Genomic DNA, 16267 nt, shown 5'->3' with positions numbered 1-16267 from the left:
TTCTCAGGACGGCTCGCTAGGGTTGATCGCCTTTCGTTCACCCGTTCCCCTTCTCGGGAGATGTCCCGTGCGCCGTTACCGTTTCGGCTGGATCGCCGCCCCGATCGCCGTCGCCTTCGGGGGCGCCGCCGTGGTCGCCGGCGTCTTCGCGCTGGTCACCGGCGACGCCGCCGTGCTGCGGGCGCTCGTCGCGCACGGCTGGGGCACGGACATGGTGCCCTACACCTGGTGGGTGGAGGTCATCCTGGCCGGGGGCGGGATCCTGACCGGCTGGGCCCTGTGGCAGATCCTGCGCGGGCGGCGGGCCGGCGAGGCGCCTGTCCTGGCGCGGCCGGTGCGGCTGCTGCGGGCCGCGCTGTACGTGAGCCTTGCCTGCGCCCTGGCGTACGAGGCGCCGATCCCGTACCAGTGGTGGCTCGAACTGCCCGGCACGTTGACCCAGTTCGCCATCGTCTGGCTGTTCTTGGTGGTCCTCGCCGGATCCGTCCCCCGGTGGCTGCGGATCGTGGCACTCGTGGCGGGCCTGGCCGACACCGCCGTGGACCTGGTCGCCATCGTCGCCTACGGCCTGGGGCAGTACTGGGACCTGCCGCGGCTGGGCAACGTGCTCCACTTGCTGTGGGTGGTGCCGGTGCTGATCGGGCAGGCCCGGGACGGGCGCTGGAGCCGGGGCACCGTGCGGGCGGGCATGGTCGCGGCGGTGCTGGCGTCGCTGTCGTCCGGATCGTTCATGATCGTCGGGTTCGGCGGCATCGCGGACCACGGCACGGTGATCCTCATGGTCCGCACCATCCTGAGCGTCTTCGAGCTGATCTGGATGGCGCGGACGGCCCACGAACTGGCCGGGCCGCCACCGGAGCCGTCCACGCGCCGGGGCGAGCGGGCGGCGGTGCGCCCGTGGCCGCTCGCCGCCGTGGCCGTGGTGCTGCCGTCGGTCCCGGCCGCCGTCAACCTCGCCCAGGGGATGCCCTTCTGGACCGGCCCCAGGGGCGCGGTGGACATGTTCTTCCGCGAGTACTCCAGTTACCCGGCGGGCCTGGCCTGGGTCGCCGTGGACGTGCTCGTCGGGGTGGGCGCCCCGGCCGTGCTCGTCCTGGTGGCCGTCATCCGCAGGAGCAGGCGGCTGCTGACCGGCACGATCCTGTTCCTGGTCCTCGCCGCCGCGGCGGGCGTCGTGACGGCGCTCACGGCGCGGCCGGAGGAGGACTGGCAGGTCGTTCCCGAGATGGCCGAGGAGCGGCTCGCCGTCTACCCGGACGGGCAGTTCGGCGGGGGCCTGGACGGTCAGCTCGTGTTCGGCCTCTCGCCGCTCTGGTACAGCGCGGCGCTCGCGGTCTCCGCCCTCGTCCTGTTCCTCCTGTACGCGGCCCCGCTCGCCGCCCGGCGGGGGCGCCGGGTGTTCGCGATGGCGCTCGCCACGGCCGTGGCGCTGGTCTTCGTCCCGGCCGCCGACCGGTCGCAGGGCCCGGTCACCACCGCCGCGGACTGTTCACCACCGGACCGCCGGCATACGGAGGTGGAGCCCGCGCCGCTCACGGGCGAGCGCGCGTTCATCTGCGAGGTACGCACCGGCCAGGTCCTGGACATCCCCGCCACCATGCCCGACCAGGCGCTGCTCGCCTACGGCCGGAGCCTGTGCGGTGTCTACACCCGTGACGACCCGCGCGAGCTGGCCCGGGTCGAGTCCGAGGAAGGACTGCGGGTCCGGGACCTGTACTGGGCGATCGACCACATCTGCCCCGCCGCCGCGGCGAAGGTCAAGACCGAGCGGGAGGCGGACGACCAGGAGTTCGCCGCGTTCCATGCCGAGGAGCGGGCCAAGTGCGCCGCCACCCCGCGTCACCGTCCGCTCATCGAGCCCGTCAAGGCGGTCCGGCTCGATGACCCGGTGTGGCCGGAGACCGGACTGGAGATGCGGGACACGGCGGGCACCGGCGATTCCGGCGGCGGCCGGCACGACGACCTGGTCGAGTCCGGCCCCGGGCACCTGACGGTGTCGGTGGACTCCGAGTACCACCTCTGCGTCACCCTGGAGACGTACTCCCGCCGCCCGCCGGTGGAGACGAAGGGCTGGGACCACGTCACCGAGGCCGGCTACACCAGCACGGACGGCGAGCTGGTGTTCCAAGACGTCCTGGCCGGCATCGTACTGCCCGACCTGTCGCCCGACGGCCGCCGGGGCCGCTACCGCATCCGCGTCCACCACGCCTGGTTCCCGTGGAAGGGCGAGGAGAGGGGCACCCAGCGGCTGCTGATCATGGCGTACCCGGGGAAGGACGACAAGCTCGTCACCTACCGCAAGCCCGCGGGGAGCCGGTGAGAGTCCCGCTCCCCGGCCAGGGCGGTCACGGCCCTTCCGGCGGGGGGCTTCCACGTCGCCCGAACCAGCCGAAAGGGCGGGGCTGCCCGAAGGCGGCCCCGCCCCGATCAGGCGGCGAATCGGTCGCTACCCGGCGTAGGTCTCGAACTCGGCGACCCTCGGCGTGCCGGACGACCCGGTGATCCGGAAGGTGATCTTCTTCAGCGTGGTGGGGGTGAAGGTGATGGCGCCCGCCCCGCTGCCGGATGCCAGCACGGCGGAATTGTCGTGGTTGACGAGCTGCCAGGACCCGATCGAGGAGCCCGACGCCTCACGGATGACGACCCTGGACACCGTCTTGGCCGAACCCCACTTGACCGAGATGTCACCGGTCGAGCCGCTCGGCGACCAGTGGGTGCCCGCGTTGCCGTCGATCACGTTGCCGTAGCTCGTCCCGGAGGCCTTGCTGGAGCCGTCGGCGCCGGCCCCGATGCTGAGGTTGGTCCCGCCGCCCGTCGGCGTGGTCGTCGGGGTCGGGCTGACCGTCGGGGTGGGGCTGTTCGTGGGGGTCGGCCCCGGTGTCTGCGGCGTGCAGCTGCCGTTCGACACCCGCATGCCCTTGTTGGCGCCCGCCGTCTGGGCGACGACGTTCGGCACGCACGAGGCCCCGTCCATGCTGTAGCCGTACGGGACGCTCACGCTGGTGTTGGACTGCGGGTTGGGCCCGGCCGGGTTGTTGTCGCCGCTGCGGCTGGACCAGGTCACGTTGTCGAAGATGTTGCCGGCGACCTGCCAGTAGCCGGCCTCACTGGTGTAGAAGGTGCCCAGGACGTCCTTGGAGTTCCTGAAGTAGTTGTTCTCCACCTTGGCCCGCCCCCCGGCCCGGGAGTTGATGCCGGACTCGTGGATGCTCACGTACGAGTTGTTGTAGATGTGCGCGATGCCGCCGCGCAGCAGGGGCGTACGGGAGTCGATGTTCTCGTACAGGTTGTGGTGGAAGGTGACGAAGCCGTTCGAACGGTCGCTCTCACTGGACCCGATGAGCCCGCCGCGGCCGGAGTTGCGCAGAATGCTGTACGACAGCGTCACGTACTGGGTGTTGTCCTTCATGTCGAAGAGGCCGTCGAACCCCTCCGACTCGCCGCCCGAGGCCTCCAGGGTGACGTGGTCGACCCAGACGTTGCGTACATCGCTCTCCATCCCGATGGCGTCGCCGCCGTTGGAGGTGGGCGAGCCCGACTTCTTGACGTTCCGTACGGTCACGTTCTGGATGATGATGTTGCTGGCCTCGCGGATGTGGATGCCGAGCTGGTCGAAGACGGCGCCGTTGCCGACCCCGATGATCGTGACGTTGCTGATCTGCTTGAGCTCGATCACCCCGGCGGCGGTGTTGCAGCTTCCGCCCGACACCTTGGTGGTGTTGCCGTGGTTGATGGTGCCCTCGACCTCGATGGTGATCGGGGTGCTGCTGCTGGCCCGGTTGCACAGGGCCGCGTGGATGGCGGTGCCCGTGGTGGCCCGCACCGTCTGCCCGCCCGCGCCGCCGGTGGTGCCGCCGTTGGCGGTCGCGTAGCCGGTGGCGCTGCCGACGGCCGCCGTGGCGTTCAGTGCCGGTAAGGCCACACCCAGCGCGGCCACCAGGGCCGCCGTGGACAGCGCGGCCGGGAGCCGCCATGCGCCTGCTCGTCTCATCCTTGTCTTACCTCTCTTCTCAGGCTGGTCTTCTCAGGCTGGTCTCGCTGTGGCTGGTGAGGTCGGTCAGAGGCGGGCGCCGACGTCCGCGCCGTTGGCGGGCCGCAGGAAGGACGAGGAGCGGATCGAGCCGTCCGCGGCGCGCGGGCCGGTGATCGTGCCGCTGTCGGTGCTCGCGAGCGTCCACGTGCCGCCGAGGTCCCAGGAGTTGCCGGAGCTCGACGACGAGCCCGGCGCGGCCTGCGTCCGGTTCGCCACCGACAGGTTCCTGGTCAGGACGGAGACCGAGTCGGCGTAGTCGAAGCCGGTGCCGCCGTTGCGCCAGGCGGTGCTGCGGTCGGTCACCAACCGGCCGGGGTTGCCGTTGTCGGTGAAGCCGTGCACCGCGTTGTCGAAGGCCATGGAGTTGCGCACGGCATGGCCGACCGCTGGGTCCGGGTCGCCGCCGCCGAGCTTGAAGCCGTTGCCGTCGCCGGTGTAGTCAGGCAGGTTCCACCGGTTGAACCCGTTGCCCCAGGCCACGGACGACTCCACGGTGACCTGTCCGAGGAACATCCAGAAGTCCAGGCCGTCGTCGGAGTTGTTCCACAGCCGGGCGCCGCGGATCACGTTGCCGCTGCCGGACCCCTCCTTGATCGCGACCCCGTCGGCGCTCTCGCCGTTCTTGCGCGGGTCGCGGTTGCCGTGGCTGTCGAGGTCGACGATCAGGTTGCCGCTCGACGCGCCCTGCAGGTGCAGGCCCGACTCGTAGTTGTCCCTGGTGACCAGGCGGTCGAAGACGTTGCCGCTGGCGTCCAGGCCGAAGATCCCGTACGGGCCGTTGACGATCTCCAGCCCGGCCAGCCGCCAGTGGTCGCCTTCGATGTGGACGGCGCCGCGCTCGGCGCGCGGGATGCTGGAGCCGACCGCGCCCGGCGTGTGGGGCATGTTCTCGCCGTCGATGATCACCCGCTCGCCGTCGTGGGCGGTCATGGTGATCGGCTGCGCGGGAGTGCCGTCCTTGAGGATCCGGATGTTCGTGCCCGGCGCGTACGTGCCGCCCCGGATGAGGATCGTGTGACCGGGCTGCGCCAGGTCCACCGCCCGCTGGATCGTGCGCAGCGGCGAGGCCAGGGTCCCTGGGCCGGCGTCGTCGCCGTTAGTCGCCACGTAGAGGGTGTTCGCCGGCTGCTCGCCGCCGGTCTCGGCGTCCAGGTAGTCCAGGTTGGGCAGGCCCGCGGAGGTCGTCGGGTTCAGCCGGACGGTGTTGGCGCCGGAGTTCACCGGGACGGTCACGGTCGCGGTCTGCCACGTGGACCAGGCGCCGGTGCCCTCGAAGGACAGGGTCCCCGCCGCGGCGCCGTTCACGGTCAGCCCGGCCGGCCGGGAACTCGTGGTCCCGTTGGCGAAGCGGATCCGGAGCGTGGCGGTGCCGCCGGCCCCGGCGGTCACGGTGAACTGGGCGTGGGCGCCGGCGGCGTTGGCGCCGTTGCAGAAGCCGCTGCCGGAGTAGCCGGCCCAGTTGGACTCGATGGCGCCGGTGCAGACCGCCGGTGCGGATTCGGCCTCGTACCGGGTGGAGGCGGCGTGCGCGGGTGACACCGCCGCGAGGGTGCCGGCTACGAGGCCGGCGCAAGCGAGGAGCGTTCTGAGGCGCATCGTCCAACTCCCGGTAAGCGCTTTCCGAATGCTGCCGACTCAAGCACAGCACCGGGATCACGGAAAGAACCCCCGGCCCCGGCGCCGCTCACAGCCGGTCGCGCCACGCCTCGCCGGCCGTCATGAACCACGGGTCGGCGCAGGTCGGCAGCGGTGCCGGGGGGAGACGGGAGGGGCGTGCCCGGCCGGGCCGAAGGGATGAAACTTTCATCGCCGGCGCCGGGCGGGGTGGGCGCCGGGTGACGGTCGGAGCCAGGAGGGACTCGCCCGCCGCGACCACCCCGATGCCCCGGAGCAGGTCGGCGGGCGGGGTGTCCTTGAGCAGGAAACCCGTCGCGGTGCTCGCCGCGTGGGCGGTGGCGCCACTGGCGATCTCGATGACGGCGCGGACATGACGGGGGCCGCCCTCGGCGAACGCCGGCGGCGGCCCGGGAGGACAGAGGGTCAGGGGGAGGCGATGCGGCCCAGGCCGGGCGGGATCTTGCTGGCCGCCGCGCGGTCCAGCAGGAACAGGGTGCGGCCGCGGGCGCGCGCGCCCGCCGCCGGGACCTGCACCGGGCCGGACTCCTCCAGGGCCAGGCGGACGGCGCCGGACTTCTCCTCGCCGGCCGCCACCACCCACACCTCGCGCGAGCCCTGGATCACCGGCAGCGTCAGCGTGATCCGGGTCGGCGGCGGCTTCGGGGCGCCGTGCACCGCCACCGCCGGGCGGGTGTCGTAGAGCGCCGGCATCCCGGGGAACAGCGACGCGACGTGCGCGTCGGGGCCCATGCCCAGCAGCATCACGTCGAAGCTGGGCGCCGGCCCGTGGTCCTCGGGCCGGGCGGCCTTGGCCAGCTCGGTGGCGTAGGCGTCGGCCGACTCCTCCGCCGACAGGCCCGAGTCGGGCCCGGCCATCACATGGACCCGCGACGGGTCGACGTCGACGTGGTCGAGCAGCGCCTGCCGGGCGCCCGTCTCGTTGCGCTCGGGGTCGCCCGACGGCAGGAACCGCTCGTCGCCCCACCAGATGTCGAGACGCCGCCAGTCGACGGCGTCTCTGGCGGGGGTGTCGCGGATGGCGGCCAGCGTGGCGATGCCGACGGTGCCGCCGGTCAGCACTAGGGACGCGGAGCCCTTCGCGGACTGCGCGTCGACCAGCCGGGTGATGATCCGCGCGGCCACGGCCTTGGCCAGCACGTCGGCGTCGCGGTGCACGACAACAGTGGGAACGCTCACCCGTATCACCTTAGTGTGCGTACGTCCGGGCCAGGCGCTTGACGGCCAGCTCGTAGGTCTCGTCGGAGTCGAGCCGGCGCAGCTCCTCGGCGAGCAGTTCGGACAGGTGGCGCCGGGTCAGGGCCACGTTCCGGTCGGGCTGGCCGGGACGTGACAGGGTGGCCACCCGGGCGTCGTCGCGCGTCACCGACAGCTCGCCGTCGTCGAGCGTGAGCCGCACCTCGGTGAGCCCGGGCCCGTCGGACTCGGCGGTGCCGACCGGCACGTCGAGCCGCTCCGCCAGCCAGGCGGCCAGCAGCGGCGCGCTCGGGTTGTCGGCGGAGGCCGCCACCTGCCCGCCGTACACCTTGCCCACCGGCTGGTCGAACGCGGCCGCCAGCAGGCTGCGCCACGGCGTCAGCCGCGCCCACGCCAGGTCGGTGTCGCCGGCCGAGTAGCCCTTGGCCCTGGCCACCAGGGCGGCGACCCCGTCGGGGGCGGACCTGGCGTCGGTGAGCCGCCGCTGGGCGAGCGTCCCGATCGAGTCCTCCGACGGCACGTCGGGCGCCCGGCCGGGCCACCAGGCGACCACCGGCGTGTCGGGCAGCAGCAGCGGGCTCACCACCGAGTCGGCGTGGTCGGTCAGCTCCCCGTACAGCCGCAGCACCACCGTCTCGCCCGGCGCGGACTCGCCGATGCGCAGCTCGGCGTCGAGCCGGTTGGCCTCCTCGGTCTCCCTGTTGATCACCACGATGATGCGGGACGGGTGCTCGCGCGCCGCCTCGGTGGCCGCGCGCACCGAGTCGTACTGGTCGCGCTCCTCGCACACCACCACCAGCGTCAGCACCATGCCGACCGCGGGCGCGCCCATCTGGTGGCGCAGCTGCGTGAGCTGGCTGGAGATCTTCCCCGCGGTCGTGTCGGCCAGCATGAAGGTAGTCACGACGCCTCCCGCGCCGGTCTCGTGCCGCGTCCAACGCCTGTCACTAGAGCCTCCTCCACACGCGCCCGTCGCGGGCCATCATCTCGTCGGCCGACGGCGGCCCCCACGACCCGGAGGGGTAGGGCTCCGGCTGCCCCTGGGTGGCCCAGAACTCCTCGATCGGGTCGAGGATCGTCCACGACAGCTCCACCTCGCGCTGGTGCGGGAAGAGCGGCGGGTCGCCGATCATCACGTCGAGCAGCAGCCGCTCGTACGCCTCGGGCGACGTCTCCAGGAACGACTCGCCGTAGGCGAAGTCCATGGACACGTCGCGCACCTCCATCGCGGTGCCCGGCACCTTCGAGCCGAACCGCACCGTGATGCCCTCGTCCGGCTGCACCCGCACCACCAGCGCGTTCTGCCCCAATATCTCGGTGTCGTCCTTGCTGAACGGCAGGTGCGGAGCCCGCTGGAACACCACCGCCACCTCGGTCACCCGGCGGCCCAGCCGCTTGCCGGTGCGCAGGTAGAACGGCACGCCGGCCCAGCGCCGGTTGGCGATCTCCAGCTTGACCGCGGCGTACGTCTCGGTCATCGAGTCGGACGAGATGCCGTCCTCCTGGAGATAGCCGGCCACCTTTTGGCCGCCCTGCCAGCCCGCGGCGTACTGGCCGCGCGCCGTGTTGAGCGCCAGGTCGGACGGCAGCCGCACGGCCCTGAGCACCTTCTCCTTCTCGCGGCGCAGCGCCTTGGCGTCGAAGGAGGTCGGATCCTCCATCGCCACCAGCGCCAGCAGCTGCAGCAGGTGGTTCTGGATCACGTCGCGGGCCGCGCCGATGCCGTCGTAGTAGCCGGCCCGGCCGCCGATGCCGATGTCCTCGGCCATCGTGATCTGCACGTGGTCGACGAAGCTGCGGTTCCAGATCGGTTCGTACAGGTTGTTGGCGAACCGCAGCGCCATGATGTTCTGAACGGTCTCCTTGCCCAGGTAGTGGTCGATCCGGAAGATCGAGCTCTCCGGGAAGGCCGACGTGGTGATCTCGTTCAGCTCGTGCGCCGACTTCAGGTCGTGGCCGAACGGCTTCTCGATCACCACCCGCCGCCACGAGCCGTCGGGCGCCTGCGCCAGCCCCGTCCGCTTGAGCTGCTCCACCACCACGGGGAAGAACTTCGGCGGCACCGAGAGGTAGAACGCGTAGTTGCCGCCCGTGCCGCGCAGCTCGTCGATCTCCCGCAGCGCCATCGCCAGCGCGTCGAACGCGCCGTCGTCGGAGAACTCGCCCGGCACGAAATGGATGCCCTCGCGCAGCTGCCGCCAGACCTCCTCACGGAACGGGGTCCGGGCGTGCGTCTTCACCGCGTCATGCGTCAGCTGGGCGAAATCCTGGTCCTGCCAATCACGCCGGGCGAACCCGACCAGCGAGAAACCGGGCGGCAGCAGCCCTCGGTTGCCCAGGTCGTAGATGGCCGGCAGCAGCTTGCGTTTGGCCAGGTCACCCGTCACGCCGAACAGCACCATCACACACGGGCCCGCCACCCGCGGCAGCCGCTTGTCACGCGGGTCGCGCAGCGGGTTGGCGGCCGCCACCTCGATCGTCGTCGAGGTGCCGGCGACGGCGGCCGCGACCGCGAGCGCCTCCTCCGGGGGCCCTGCCGGGTCACTCATCTCAAACCTCCTGTGCGGGTGCGCCGCGGCGGAGGAGCCGGGCTCCTCGCCGCGGCGCCGGCGGTCTAGGGGACCAGGTTCTTGCGTACGCTGTCGAGCAGTTCGTTCCAGGACGCCTCGAACTTCTGCACACCCTCATCCTCCAGCACCCGCACCACGTCGTCGTAGTCGATGCCGGCGTCCTTGAGCTCGGCCATGGTGTTCCAGGCCTGCTCGTAGAAGGGACGCACACTGTCACCGCCGACGTCGCCGTGGTCGGCGGTCGCGTCGAGCGTCTTCTCCGGCATGGTGTTGACCGTGCCGGGCGCCACCAGCTGGTCGACGTACATGGTGTCGGCGTAGTCGGGGTTCTTGACGCCGGTCGAGGCCCACAGCGGGCGCTGCGGCCGGGCGCCGGCGGCGCGCAGGCGCTGCCAGCGGTCGGTGTTCATGATCTCCTCGAACGCGGCGTAGGCCAGGCGCGCGTTGGCGACGGCGGCCTTGCCCTTCAGCTCGGGCCTGCCGAGCTTGTCGAGGCGGCCGTCGATCTCGGTGTCGACGCGGCTGACGAAGAACGACGCCACTGACTCGATCGTCGCTAGGTTGAGCCCCTTGGCCTGGGCGGCCTCCAGACCGGCCAGCCAGGCGTCCATCACGGCGCGGTAGCGTTCCAGGGAGAAGATCAGCGTGACGTTGACGCTGATGCCCTCGCCGATCGCCTGCGTGATCGCCGGCAGGCCTTCGAGGGTCGCCGGGATCTTGATGAACAGGTTGGGCCGGTCGACCAGCCACCACAGCGCCCTCGCCTCGGCGACCGTCTTCTCGGTGTCGCGCGCCAGGCGCGGGTCGACCTCCAGCGACACCCGGCCGTCGACGCCCGAGGTGGAGTCGTACACCGGGCGCAGCACGTCGGCGGCCCACCGGATGTCGTAGGTGGTGATGGCGCGCACCGCCTCGCCGATGTCGACGCCGCGCACCGCCAGGTCGTGCATCTGCGTGTCGTACGCGTCGCCCTTGCTCAGCGCGCTGGCGAAGATCGTCGGGTTGGACGTCACCCCGACGACGTTCTTCTCGCGGATCAGCTGCTCCAGGTTGCCCGTGCGCAGGCGCTCGCGGCTGATGTCGTCGAGCCAGATGGCCACGCCCTGGCCCGACAGCTTCTTCAGGATCTCGCTCATGTCACTCAGTTTCCCGTCGTCTCGCCCTTGTCCTGGCCCAGCTTGGCCAGGGACGCCCTGGCCGCCGCGGCCACGCGCTCCGCCGTCAGCCCGAACTGCTCGTACAACGTCCTGTACGGCGCGGAGGCGCCGAAGTGTTCGAGGCTCACGACCTCGCCGCACTCTCCGACGAACTCGTGCCAGCCGAGGGCGATGCCCGCCTCGACCGCGACCCGAGCCCGGATCGACGACGGCAGGACGGTCTGCCTGTATGCGGAGTCCTGCCCCTTGAACCACTCGACACACGGCATCGACACGACCCGTGCCGGAATGCCTTGCGACTCCAGCAGCTCGCGGCCGTGGATCGCGATCTCCACCTCGCTGCCGGTCGCGATGAGGATGACCTTGGGCTGGCCGTCTGAGGCCTCGCGCAGGACGTAGCCGCCGTGGGCCACGCCGTCGGCGCTGGTGCCCTCCAGGACCGGCAGGTTCTGCCGGGTCAGCGCGAGCGCCGCGGGCCGGTCGGTGTGCTCCAGCACCGCCTTCCAGGCCGCGGCCGTCTCGTTGGCGTCGGCCGGGCGCACCACGTCCAGGCCGGGGATGGCGCGCAGCGACCACAGGTGCTCGATCGGCTGGTGGGTCGGGCCGTCCTCGCCCAGGCCGATGGAGTCGTGCGTCCACACGTACACGACCGGCAGCTTCATCAGCGCGGCCAGCCGCACCGACGGGCGCATGTAGTCGGAGAACACCAGGAACGTGCCGCCGTAGGGGCGGGTGCCGCCGTGCAGCGCGATGCCGTTGAGAATGGCGCCCATGGCGTGCTCGCGGATGCCGAAGTGGAGCGTGCGGCCGTAGCGGTTGCCGGGGAACTCCTTGGTCTGGAACTCCTCGGGGATGAAGGACGGCTCGCCCTTCATCGTGGTGTTGTTGGACTCGGCCAGGTCGGCCGAGCCGCCCCACAGCTCGGGCAGCACCGGCGCGAGCGCGCTCAGCACCTCGCCGGAGGCCTTGCGGGTGGAGATCGAGCCGCCCACGTCGAACGACGGCAGCGCGCCCGCCCAGCCGGCGGGCAGCTCGCGGTGGGAGATGCGGTCGAGCTCCGCGGCCCGCTCCGGGTGGGCCGAGCGCCAGCGCCGGTAGCCGTGCTCCCACTCGGCGTGCTCGTGACGGCCGCGGGCGGCCACCTCGCGGGCGTGCTGGAGCACCTCGGCGGGCACGTCGAAGGTCTTGGCGGGGTCCATGCCGAGCACCTGCTTGGTGGCGGCGACCTCCTCGGCGCCGAGCGCCGAGCCGTGGATCTTGCCCGTGTTCTGCTTGTTGGGTGAGGGCCAGCCGATGATCGTGCGCAGCCGGACGAACGAGGGACGGTCGGTCTCGGCCTTGGCCGCCTCCAGCGCCTCGTGCAGCGCCTGCACGTCCTCGGCGTAGTCGCCGGACTGGGTCCAGTCGACGCTCAGGGTGTGCCAGCCGTAGGCCTCGTAGCGCTTGACCACGTCCTCGGACTTGGCGATGAGGGTGTCGTCCTCGATGGAGATGCGGTTGTCGTCCCAGATGACGATGAGGTTGCCCAGCTTCTGGTGGCCGGCGAGCGAGCTGGCCTCGTGGCTGATGCCCTCCTCGATGTCGCCGTCGCTGACGACGCACCAGATGTGGTGGTCGAACGGCGACCGGCCCGGCTCGGCGTCCGGGTCGAACAGGCCGCGCTCGCGGCGGGCCGCCATCGCCATGCCCACGGCGTTGCCCAGGCCCTGGCCCAGCGGACCCGTCGTGGTCTCCACGCCGGCGGTGTGGCCGTGCTCCGGGTGACCGGGCGTGAGGCTGTCCCACTGGCGCAGCCGCCGCAGGTCGTCCAGCGTGAGCCCGTAGCCCGACAGGTAGAGCTGGATGTACAGCGTCAGGCTGGTGTGCCCGGCGGAGAGCACGAAGCGGTCGCGGCCGATCCAGTTGGGATCGGTCGGGTCGTGCCGCATCGCACGCTGGAAGAGCAGGTATGCGGCGGGAGCCAGACTCATCGCGGTGCCTGGGTGTCCCGAGCCCGCCTTCTCCACTGCGTCCATCGCCAGCGCTCGGACCACGTCGACAGCCTGCTTGTCGAGGTCGGTCCACTCAAGGGCTGGCACGAGTTCGGTGCTCAAGCTCGATCTCCGGAATCTATTCGTCTGCTGATGGTGCCTGTTGGCAAAATCCCGCCCACACGGGACCCTAACCGAGTGGAGACGGCCATCGATTCCCTATCCACCCGAGCGTGTCCGCGAACAGGCCCACGCACCCCCTTGGCCGGACCGCCCATCCCTGCGACTACAGTTTGCTTGTTCCCAGGGACGCCCCGGCTGCCCTCACGAATCCGCTTCAATCCGAGGTTACGCGTTGACTCCGCACGTGCTGGAAGCGCCTTGACGGTGCTGACGAACAGGCAGGCGAGCAGGCCGCACGACGCCCCCGGCCACCGGGAGACCACTCCGGCGCATCCCGCGCCGCGGTCGATCGGTGAGGTCGTCATGGCCTACGTAGCCCTCACCAAGCCGCGCGTCATCGAGCTGCTGCTGATCTCGACGCTGCCCGTGATGTTCCTGGCGGCCGGCGGCCTGCCGCCGCTGTGGACGGCGGTGTCGGTCATGGTGTTCGGCACGCTCTCGGCGGGCAGCGCCAACGCGCTCAACTGCTACATCGACCGCGACATCGACCAGAAGATGCGCCGCACCCGGCGCCGCCCGCTGGCCAGGCACCAGGTGTCGCCGCGGGCCGCGCTGGTCTTCGGCATCGTGCTGGGCGTGCTGTCCACCGCGGGGCTGTGGCTGACGACCAACTGGCTCGCGGCCGCGCTGTCGACCGCCGCGATCCTCTACTACGTGCTGGTCTACTCGCTGATCCTCAAGCGGCGCACCGCGCAGAACATCGTGTGGGGCGGCATCGCGGGCTGCATGCCGGTGCTGATCGGCTGGGCGGGCATCACCGAGCGGCTCGACTGGGCGCCGCTGGTGCTCTTCGGCGTGGTGTTCTTCTGGACGCCGCCGCACACCTGGACCCTGGCCATGCGCTACAAGGAGGACTACGCGGCGGCCAAGGTCCCGATGCTGCCCGTGGTCGCCACCGAGCGCCGGGTGATCCTTGAGTCGATCGCCTACACCTGGGCGACCGTGCTGTGCTCGCTGGCCCTGTGGCCGGTCGCCGGCACCACGCTGTTCTACCCGGCGGTGGCCGCCGTGCTGGGCGCGCTGTGCCTGTGGGAGGTGCACGCCCTGCTGACCCGGCTCAACGCCGGCAAGACCGGGGTCGACCTGCGGCCGATGCGGTTCTTCCACTGGTCGAACGCCTACCTGGCGCTGCTGTTCCTGGCCGTCGCCATCGACCCGCTGCTGTCCTGATCCCTTGCCGCCTGTAACCGAATCGCAGGTAGGACATCACATTCCTGATCGGTTACAGTCACCGTATGCCGTCCCATGATCCACGCTGGGTGTTCAAGGACCGCCCGTCGTCAGCGTTGATCATCGGGCTGGTCCTCACCGGCATCTGCACGCTCGTGTCGTTCTCCTTCGACGTGCTCAACGGCGAGCCGGTGCAGTTCTTCATCGCGCTGGCCCTGGCTCTGGCGCCGGTGCCGCTGCTGCTGGCCGCCGTGCTCGCGCTCGACCGGATGGAGCCGGAGCCGCGCAGCAACCTGATCTTCGCCTTCGCCTGGGGGGCGGGCGTGGCCGTGCTGGTCGCGGGCGTGGTCAACTCGCTCAACCTGCACTACATCATGGACACCGTCAACCTGTCGGAGGCCAGCGCCCGCAACATCGCGGCCACCTTCGGCGCCCCCGTCGTCGAGGAGACGATGAAAGGGCTCGTCCTGCTCGGGATGCTGCGCTTCCGCAGGTTCGAGCTCGACGGGCTCACCGACGGCATCATCTACGCCAGCATGGTCGGGCTCGGCTTCGCCATGAGCGAGAACGTCAGCTACTACCTGGCCGCGCTCAACTCCGAGGCCGGCGGGGTGGGGCTGGCCGTCACCGTGGTGCTGCGCGGCATCCTGTCGCCGTTCGCGCATCCGTTGTTCACCTCGATGATCGGGGTGGCGGTCGCCTTCGCGGCGCAGCGGCACGGGCCGGAGCGGACCTTCTCCATCATGGCCGGCTGGTCGGGCGCGATGATCCTGCACGGACTCTGGAACGGGCTCGTCTCGTACGGCGGCTTCCCCGGGCTGGTCGTCGCCTACCTGGTGCTGATGGTGGTGCTCGTGGTGCTGATCGGCGTCGTGGTCCGCGACCGGCGCCGCATCGTCGCGCTCATCCAGCTCTACCTGCCCCCGTACGAGCCGACCAAGCTGGTGACCAGGGACGACATCCACATGCTGTCGGCGCTGCCCCGGCGCAGGCACGCCCGCCAGTGGGCCCGCATGTACGGCGGCAGGAAAGGGCTGCGCGCGATGAGCGACTACCAGCTCGCCGCGACCGAGCTGGGGCTGCTGCACGAGCGCGCCGCCCGGCGCATGGTGGACGAGCAGACCTTCCACGAGGAGCAGCGGGCCCTGCTGGAGTGCATGAGCACGGCCCGCGCGGAGTTCCCGGTGCCGCCCGCGCCCGCCGGCACGGCCGGTTACGCGCCCGGCTGAGCCCCGGGAGGGGCGGACGAATGCCGCGAAAGGCGCCTCGCGCGGTGGGGGAGTGGCGGACTTCTCACCCCAAAGCCTGACAGACAGGCACGGGTCGCGGAGGGCGACCGGGTGGGGGAGTGGCCGGGGCCCGGTCAGGCGGGGGCGGCCTCGGCGACGGGCCGGGCGGCGGGCTCGTCCAGCGGGTCGTGCGTGCGCAGCGCGGTGACCACCCGGAGCGCGCAGATCCACACCAGGGTCGAGCCGAGCACGTGCAGCGTCACCAGGGCGGCGGGCACGCCCAGGAAGTACTGGACGTAGCCGATCACGCCCTGCAGCAGCTCCACCGCCAGCAGCGTCCACGCCGCCCGTCGGGCCCGCAGGGGTGCGCCGGTCACGCGCAGCGCGAACGCCAGGGCGAAGGTGAGCCCGACCACCAGGTAGGCGACGTCGGCGTGCAGCCGCGCCACGGTCTCGATGTCGAAGCCGAACCGCGAGGCCACCACGTCACCCGAGTGCGGCCCCGTACCCGTCACCACCACCCCCGCGACCACCAGCACGAACACCGCCGCCACCAGGACCTGCCCGAGCCGCCGGAGGTCGCGGTGGACCACCGGGCGGGCCGGCGCGTCACCCTCGCCGGCGCGCGCGTAGAGCGCCCAGCAGGCGGCGGTCAGGCCGATCGACAGCAGGAAGTGCATGCTCACCGTGATCGGGTTGAGCATGGTGCCGACCACCACGCCGCCCCACAGCGCCTGCGCGGCGATGCCCACCGGCTGCAGCCAGGTCAGCCGCACCAGCGACTCGCGCCGCGGCGACAGCCGCATCGCCGCGACGACGCAGGCCAGGCCCACCACCAGCACCAGGAACGTCACCAGCCGGTTGCCGAACTCGATGGCCATGTTGAGGGGGTCGACCTCGGGGTGCGCGACCGGGACGAAGCTGTCGGGGGTGCAGCGCGGCCAGGTCGGGCAGCCCAGGCCCGAGCCGGTGACGCGCACCACCGCGCCGCTCACGGTGATGCCGGCGTTGACCACCACGGAAGCCAGCGCCCAGCCCCGCATGGTCGCGGGTGTCGGCGCCCAGAAGGAGAACAGGCGCCGTACGAGGGGGGAGTGATGGTCCGTGGGTAGCTTCACGTCAT

11 protein-coding genes are annotated in these 16267 nt (G+C 71.5%); 3 read left to right on the top strand and 8 right to left on the bottom strand.

Annotated elements, in window-relative coordinates; translation table 11 throughout:
- Positions 1-67: 67 nt before the first annotated feature.
- Positions 68-2320, top strand: coding sequence for a hypothetical protein (locus tag ACIBF7_RS35510; protein ID WP_397199098.1), 2253 nt, complete (start codon positions 68-70; stop codon positions 2318-2320).
- Positions 2321-2446: 126 nt separating this feature from the next.
- On the opposite strand, the gene ACIBF7_RS35505 is transcribed toward ACIBF7_RS35510, so the two are convergent.
- The 7 genes from ACIBF7_RS35505 to tkt form a co-directional block, all read right to left on the bottom strand.
- Entirely contained in the window at positions 2447-3991 is a 1545-nt protein-coding gene (locus tag ACIBF7_RS35505; protein WP_271275594.1) for a polysaccharide lyase family 1 protein, read from the bottom strand.
- Between the two features lie 66 nt (positions 3992-4057).
- Complete coding sequence (locus ACIBF7_RS35500) at positions 4058-5629, bottom strand: carbohydrate-binding protein (protein WP_397199097.1); 1572 nt, start codon at positions 5627-5629, stop codon at positions 4058-4060.
- 444 nt (positions 5630-6073) lie between these two features.
- Positions 6074-6847, bottom strand: coding sequence for a 6-phosphogluconolactonase (pgl, locus tag ACIBF7_RS35495; protein ID WP_364230492.1), 774 nt, complete (start codon positions 6845-6847; stop codon positions 6074-6076).
- Positions 6848-6857: 10 nt separating this feature from the next.
- Complete coding sequence (locus ACIBF7_RS35490; protein ID WP_378525330.1) at positions 6858-7769, bottom strand: glucose-6-phosphate dehydrogenase assembly protein OpcA; 912 nt, start codon at positions 7767-7769, stop codon at positions 6858-6860.
- A gap of 43 nt (positions 7770-7812) precedes the next feature.
- Complete coding sequence (gene zwf / locus ACIBF7_RS35485; RefSeq protein WP_246640637.1) at positions 7813-9414, bottom strand: glucose-6-phosphate dehydrogenase; 1602 nt, start codon at positions 9412-9414, stop codon at positions 7813-7815.
- 65 nt (positions 9415-9479) lie between these two features.
- A complete protein-coding gene (gene tal / locus ACIBF7_RS35480) occupies positions 9480-10571 on the bottom strand; it encodes a transaldolase (RefSeq protein ID WP_148031281.1) in 1092 nt (363 codons plus the stop codon).
- A gap of 5 nt (positions 10572-10576) precedes the next feature.
- Complete coding sequence (tkt, locus tag ACIBF7_RS35475; RefSeq protein ID WP_261808859.1) at positions 10577-12607, bottom strand: transketolase; 2031 nt, start codon at positions 12605-12607, stop codon at positions 10577-10579.
- Positions 12608-12943: 336 nt separating this feature from the next.
- Here tkt and ACIBF7_RS35470 point away from each other — a divergent pair, with 336 nt between their 5' ends.
- The gene (locus ACIBF7_RS35470) at positions 12944-13915 is read left to right on the top strand and encodes a heme o synthase (RefSeq protein WP_246640638.1); all 972 of its coding nucleotides are present in this window, start codon (positions 12944-12946) and stop codon (positions 13913-13915) included.
- Between the two features lie 65 nt (positions 13916-13980).
- Positions 13981-15144 (top strand): PrsW family intramembrane metalloprotease, encoded by a 1164-nt coding sequence (locus ACIBF7_RS35465; RefSeq protein WP_148031283.1) that lies wholly within the window; start codon positions 13981-13983, stop codon positions 15142-15144.
- 134 nt (positions 15145-15278) lie between these two features.
- On the opposite strand, the gene ACIBF7_RS35460 is transcribed toward ACIBF7_RS35465, so the two are convergent.
- Positions 15279-16262 carry a heme A synthase gene (locus ACIBF7_RS35460; protein WP_397199096.1) on the bottom strand — a complete coding sequence of 328 codons (984 nt, stop codon included), beginning with the start codon at positions 16260-16262 and terminating at the stop codon, positions 15279-15281.
- Positions 16263-16267 lie beyond the last annotated feature (5 nt).

The sequence above is a fragment of the Nonomuraea sp. NPDC050478 genome (assembly GCF_044458265.1).
GTDB lineage: Bacteria > Actinomycetota > Actinomycetes > Streptosporangiales > Streptosporangiaceae > Nonomuraea > Nonomuraea ferruginea.
The sequence above is the reverse complement of the archived record's forward strand: the minus strand, read 5'-3'. Positions and strand labels throughout refer to the sequence as shown.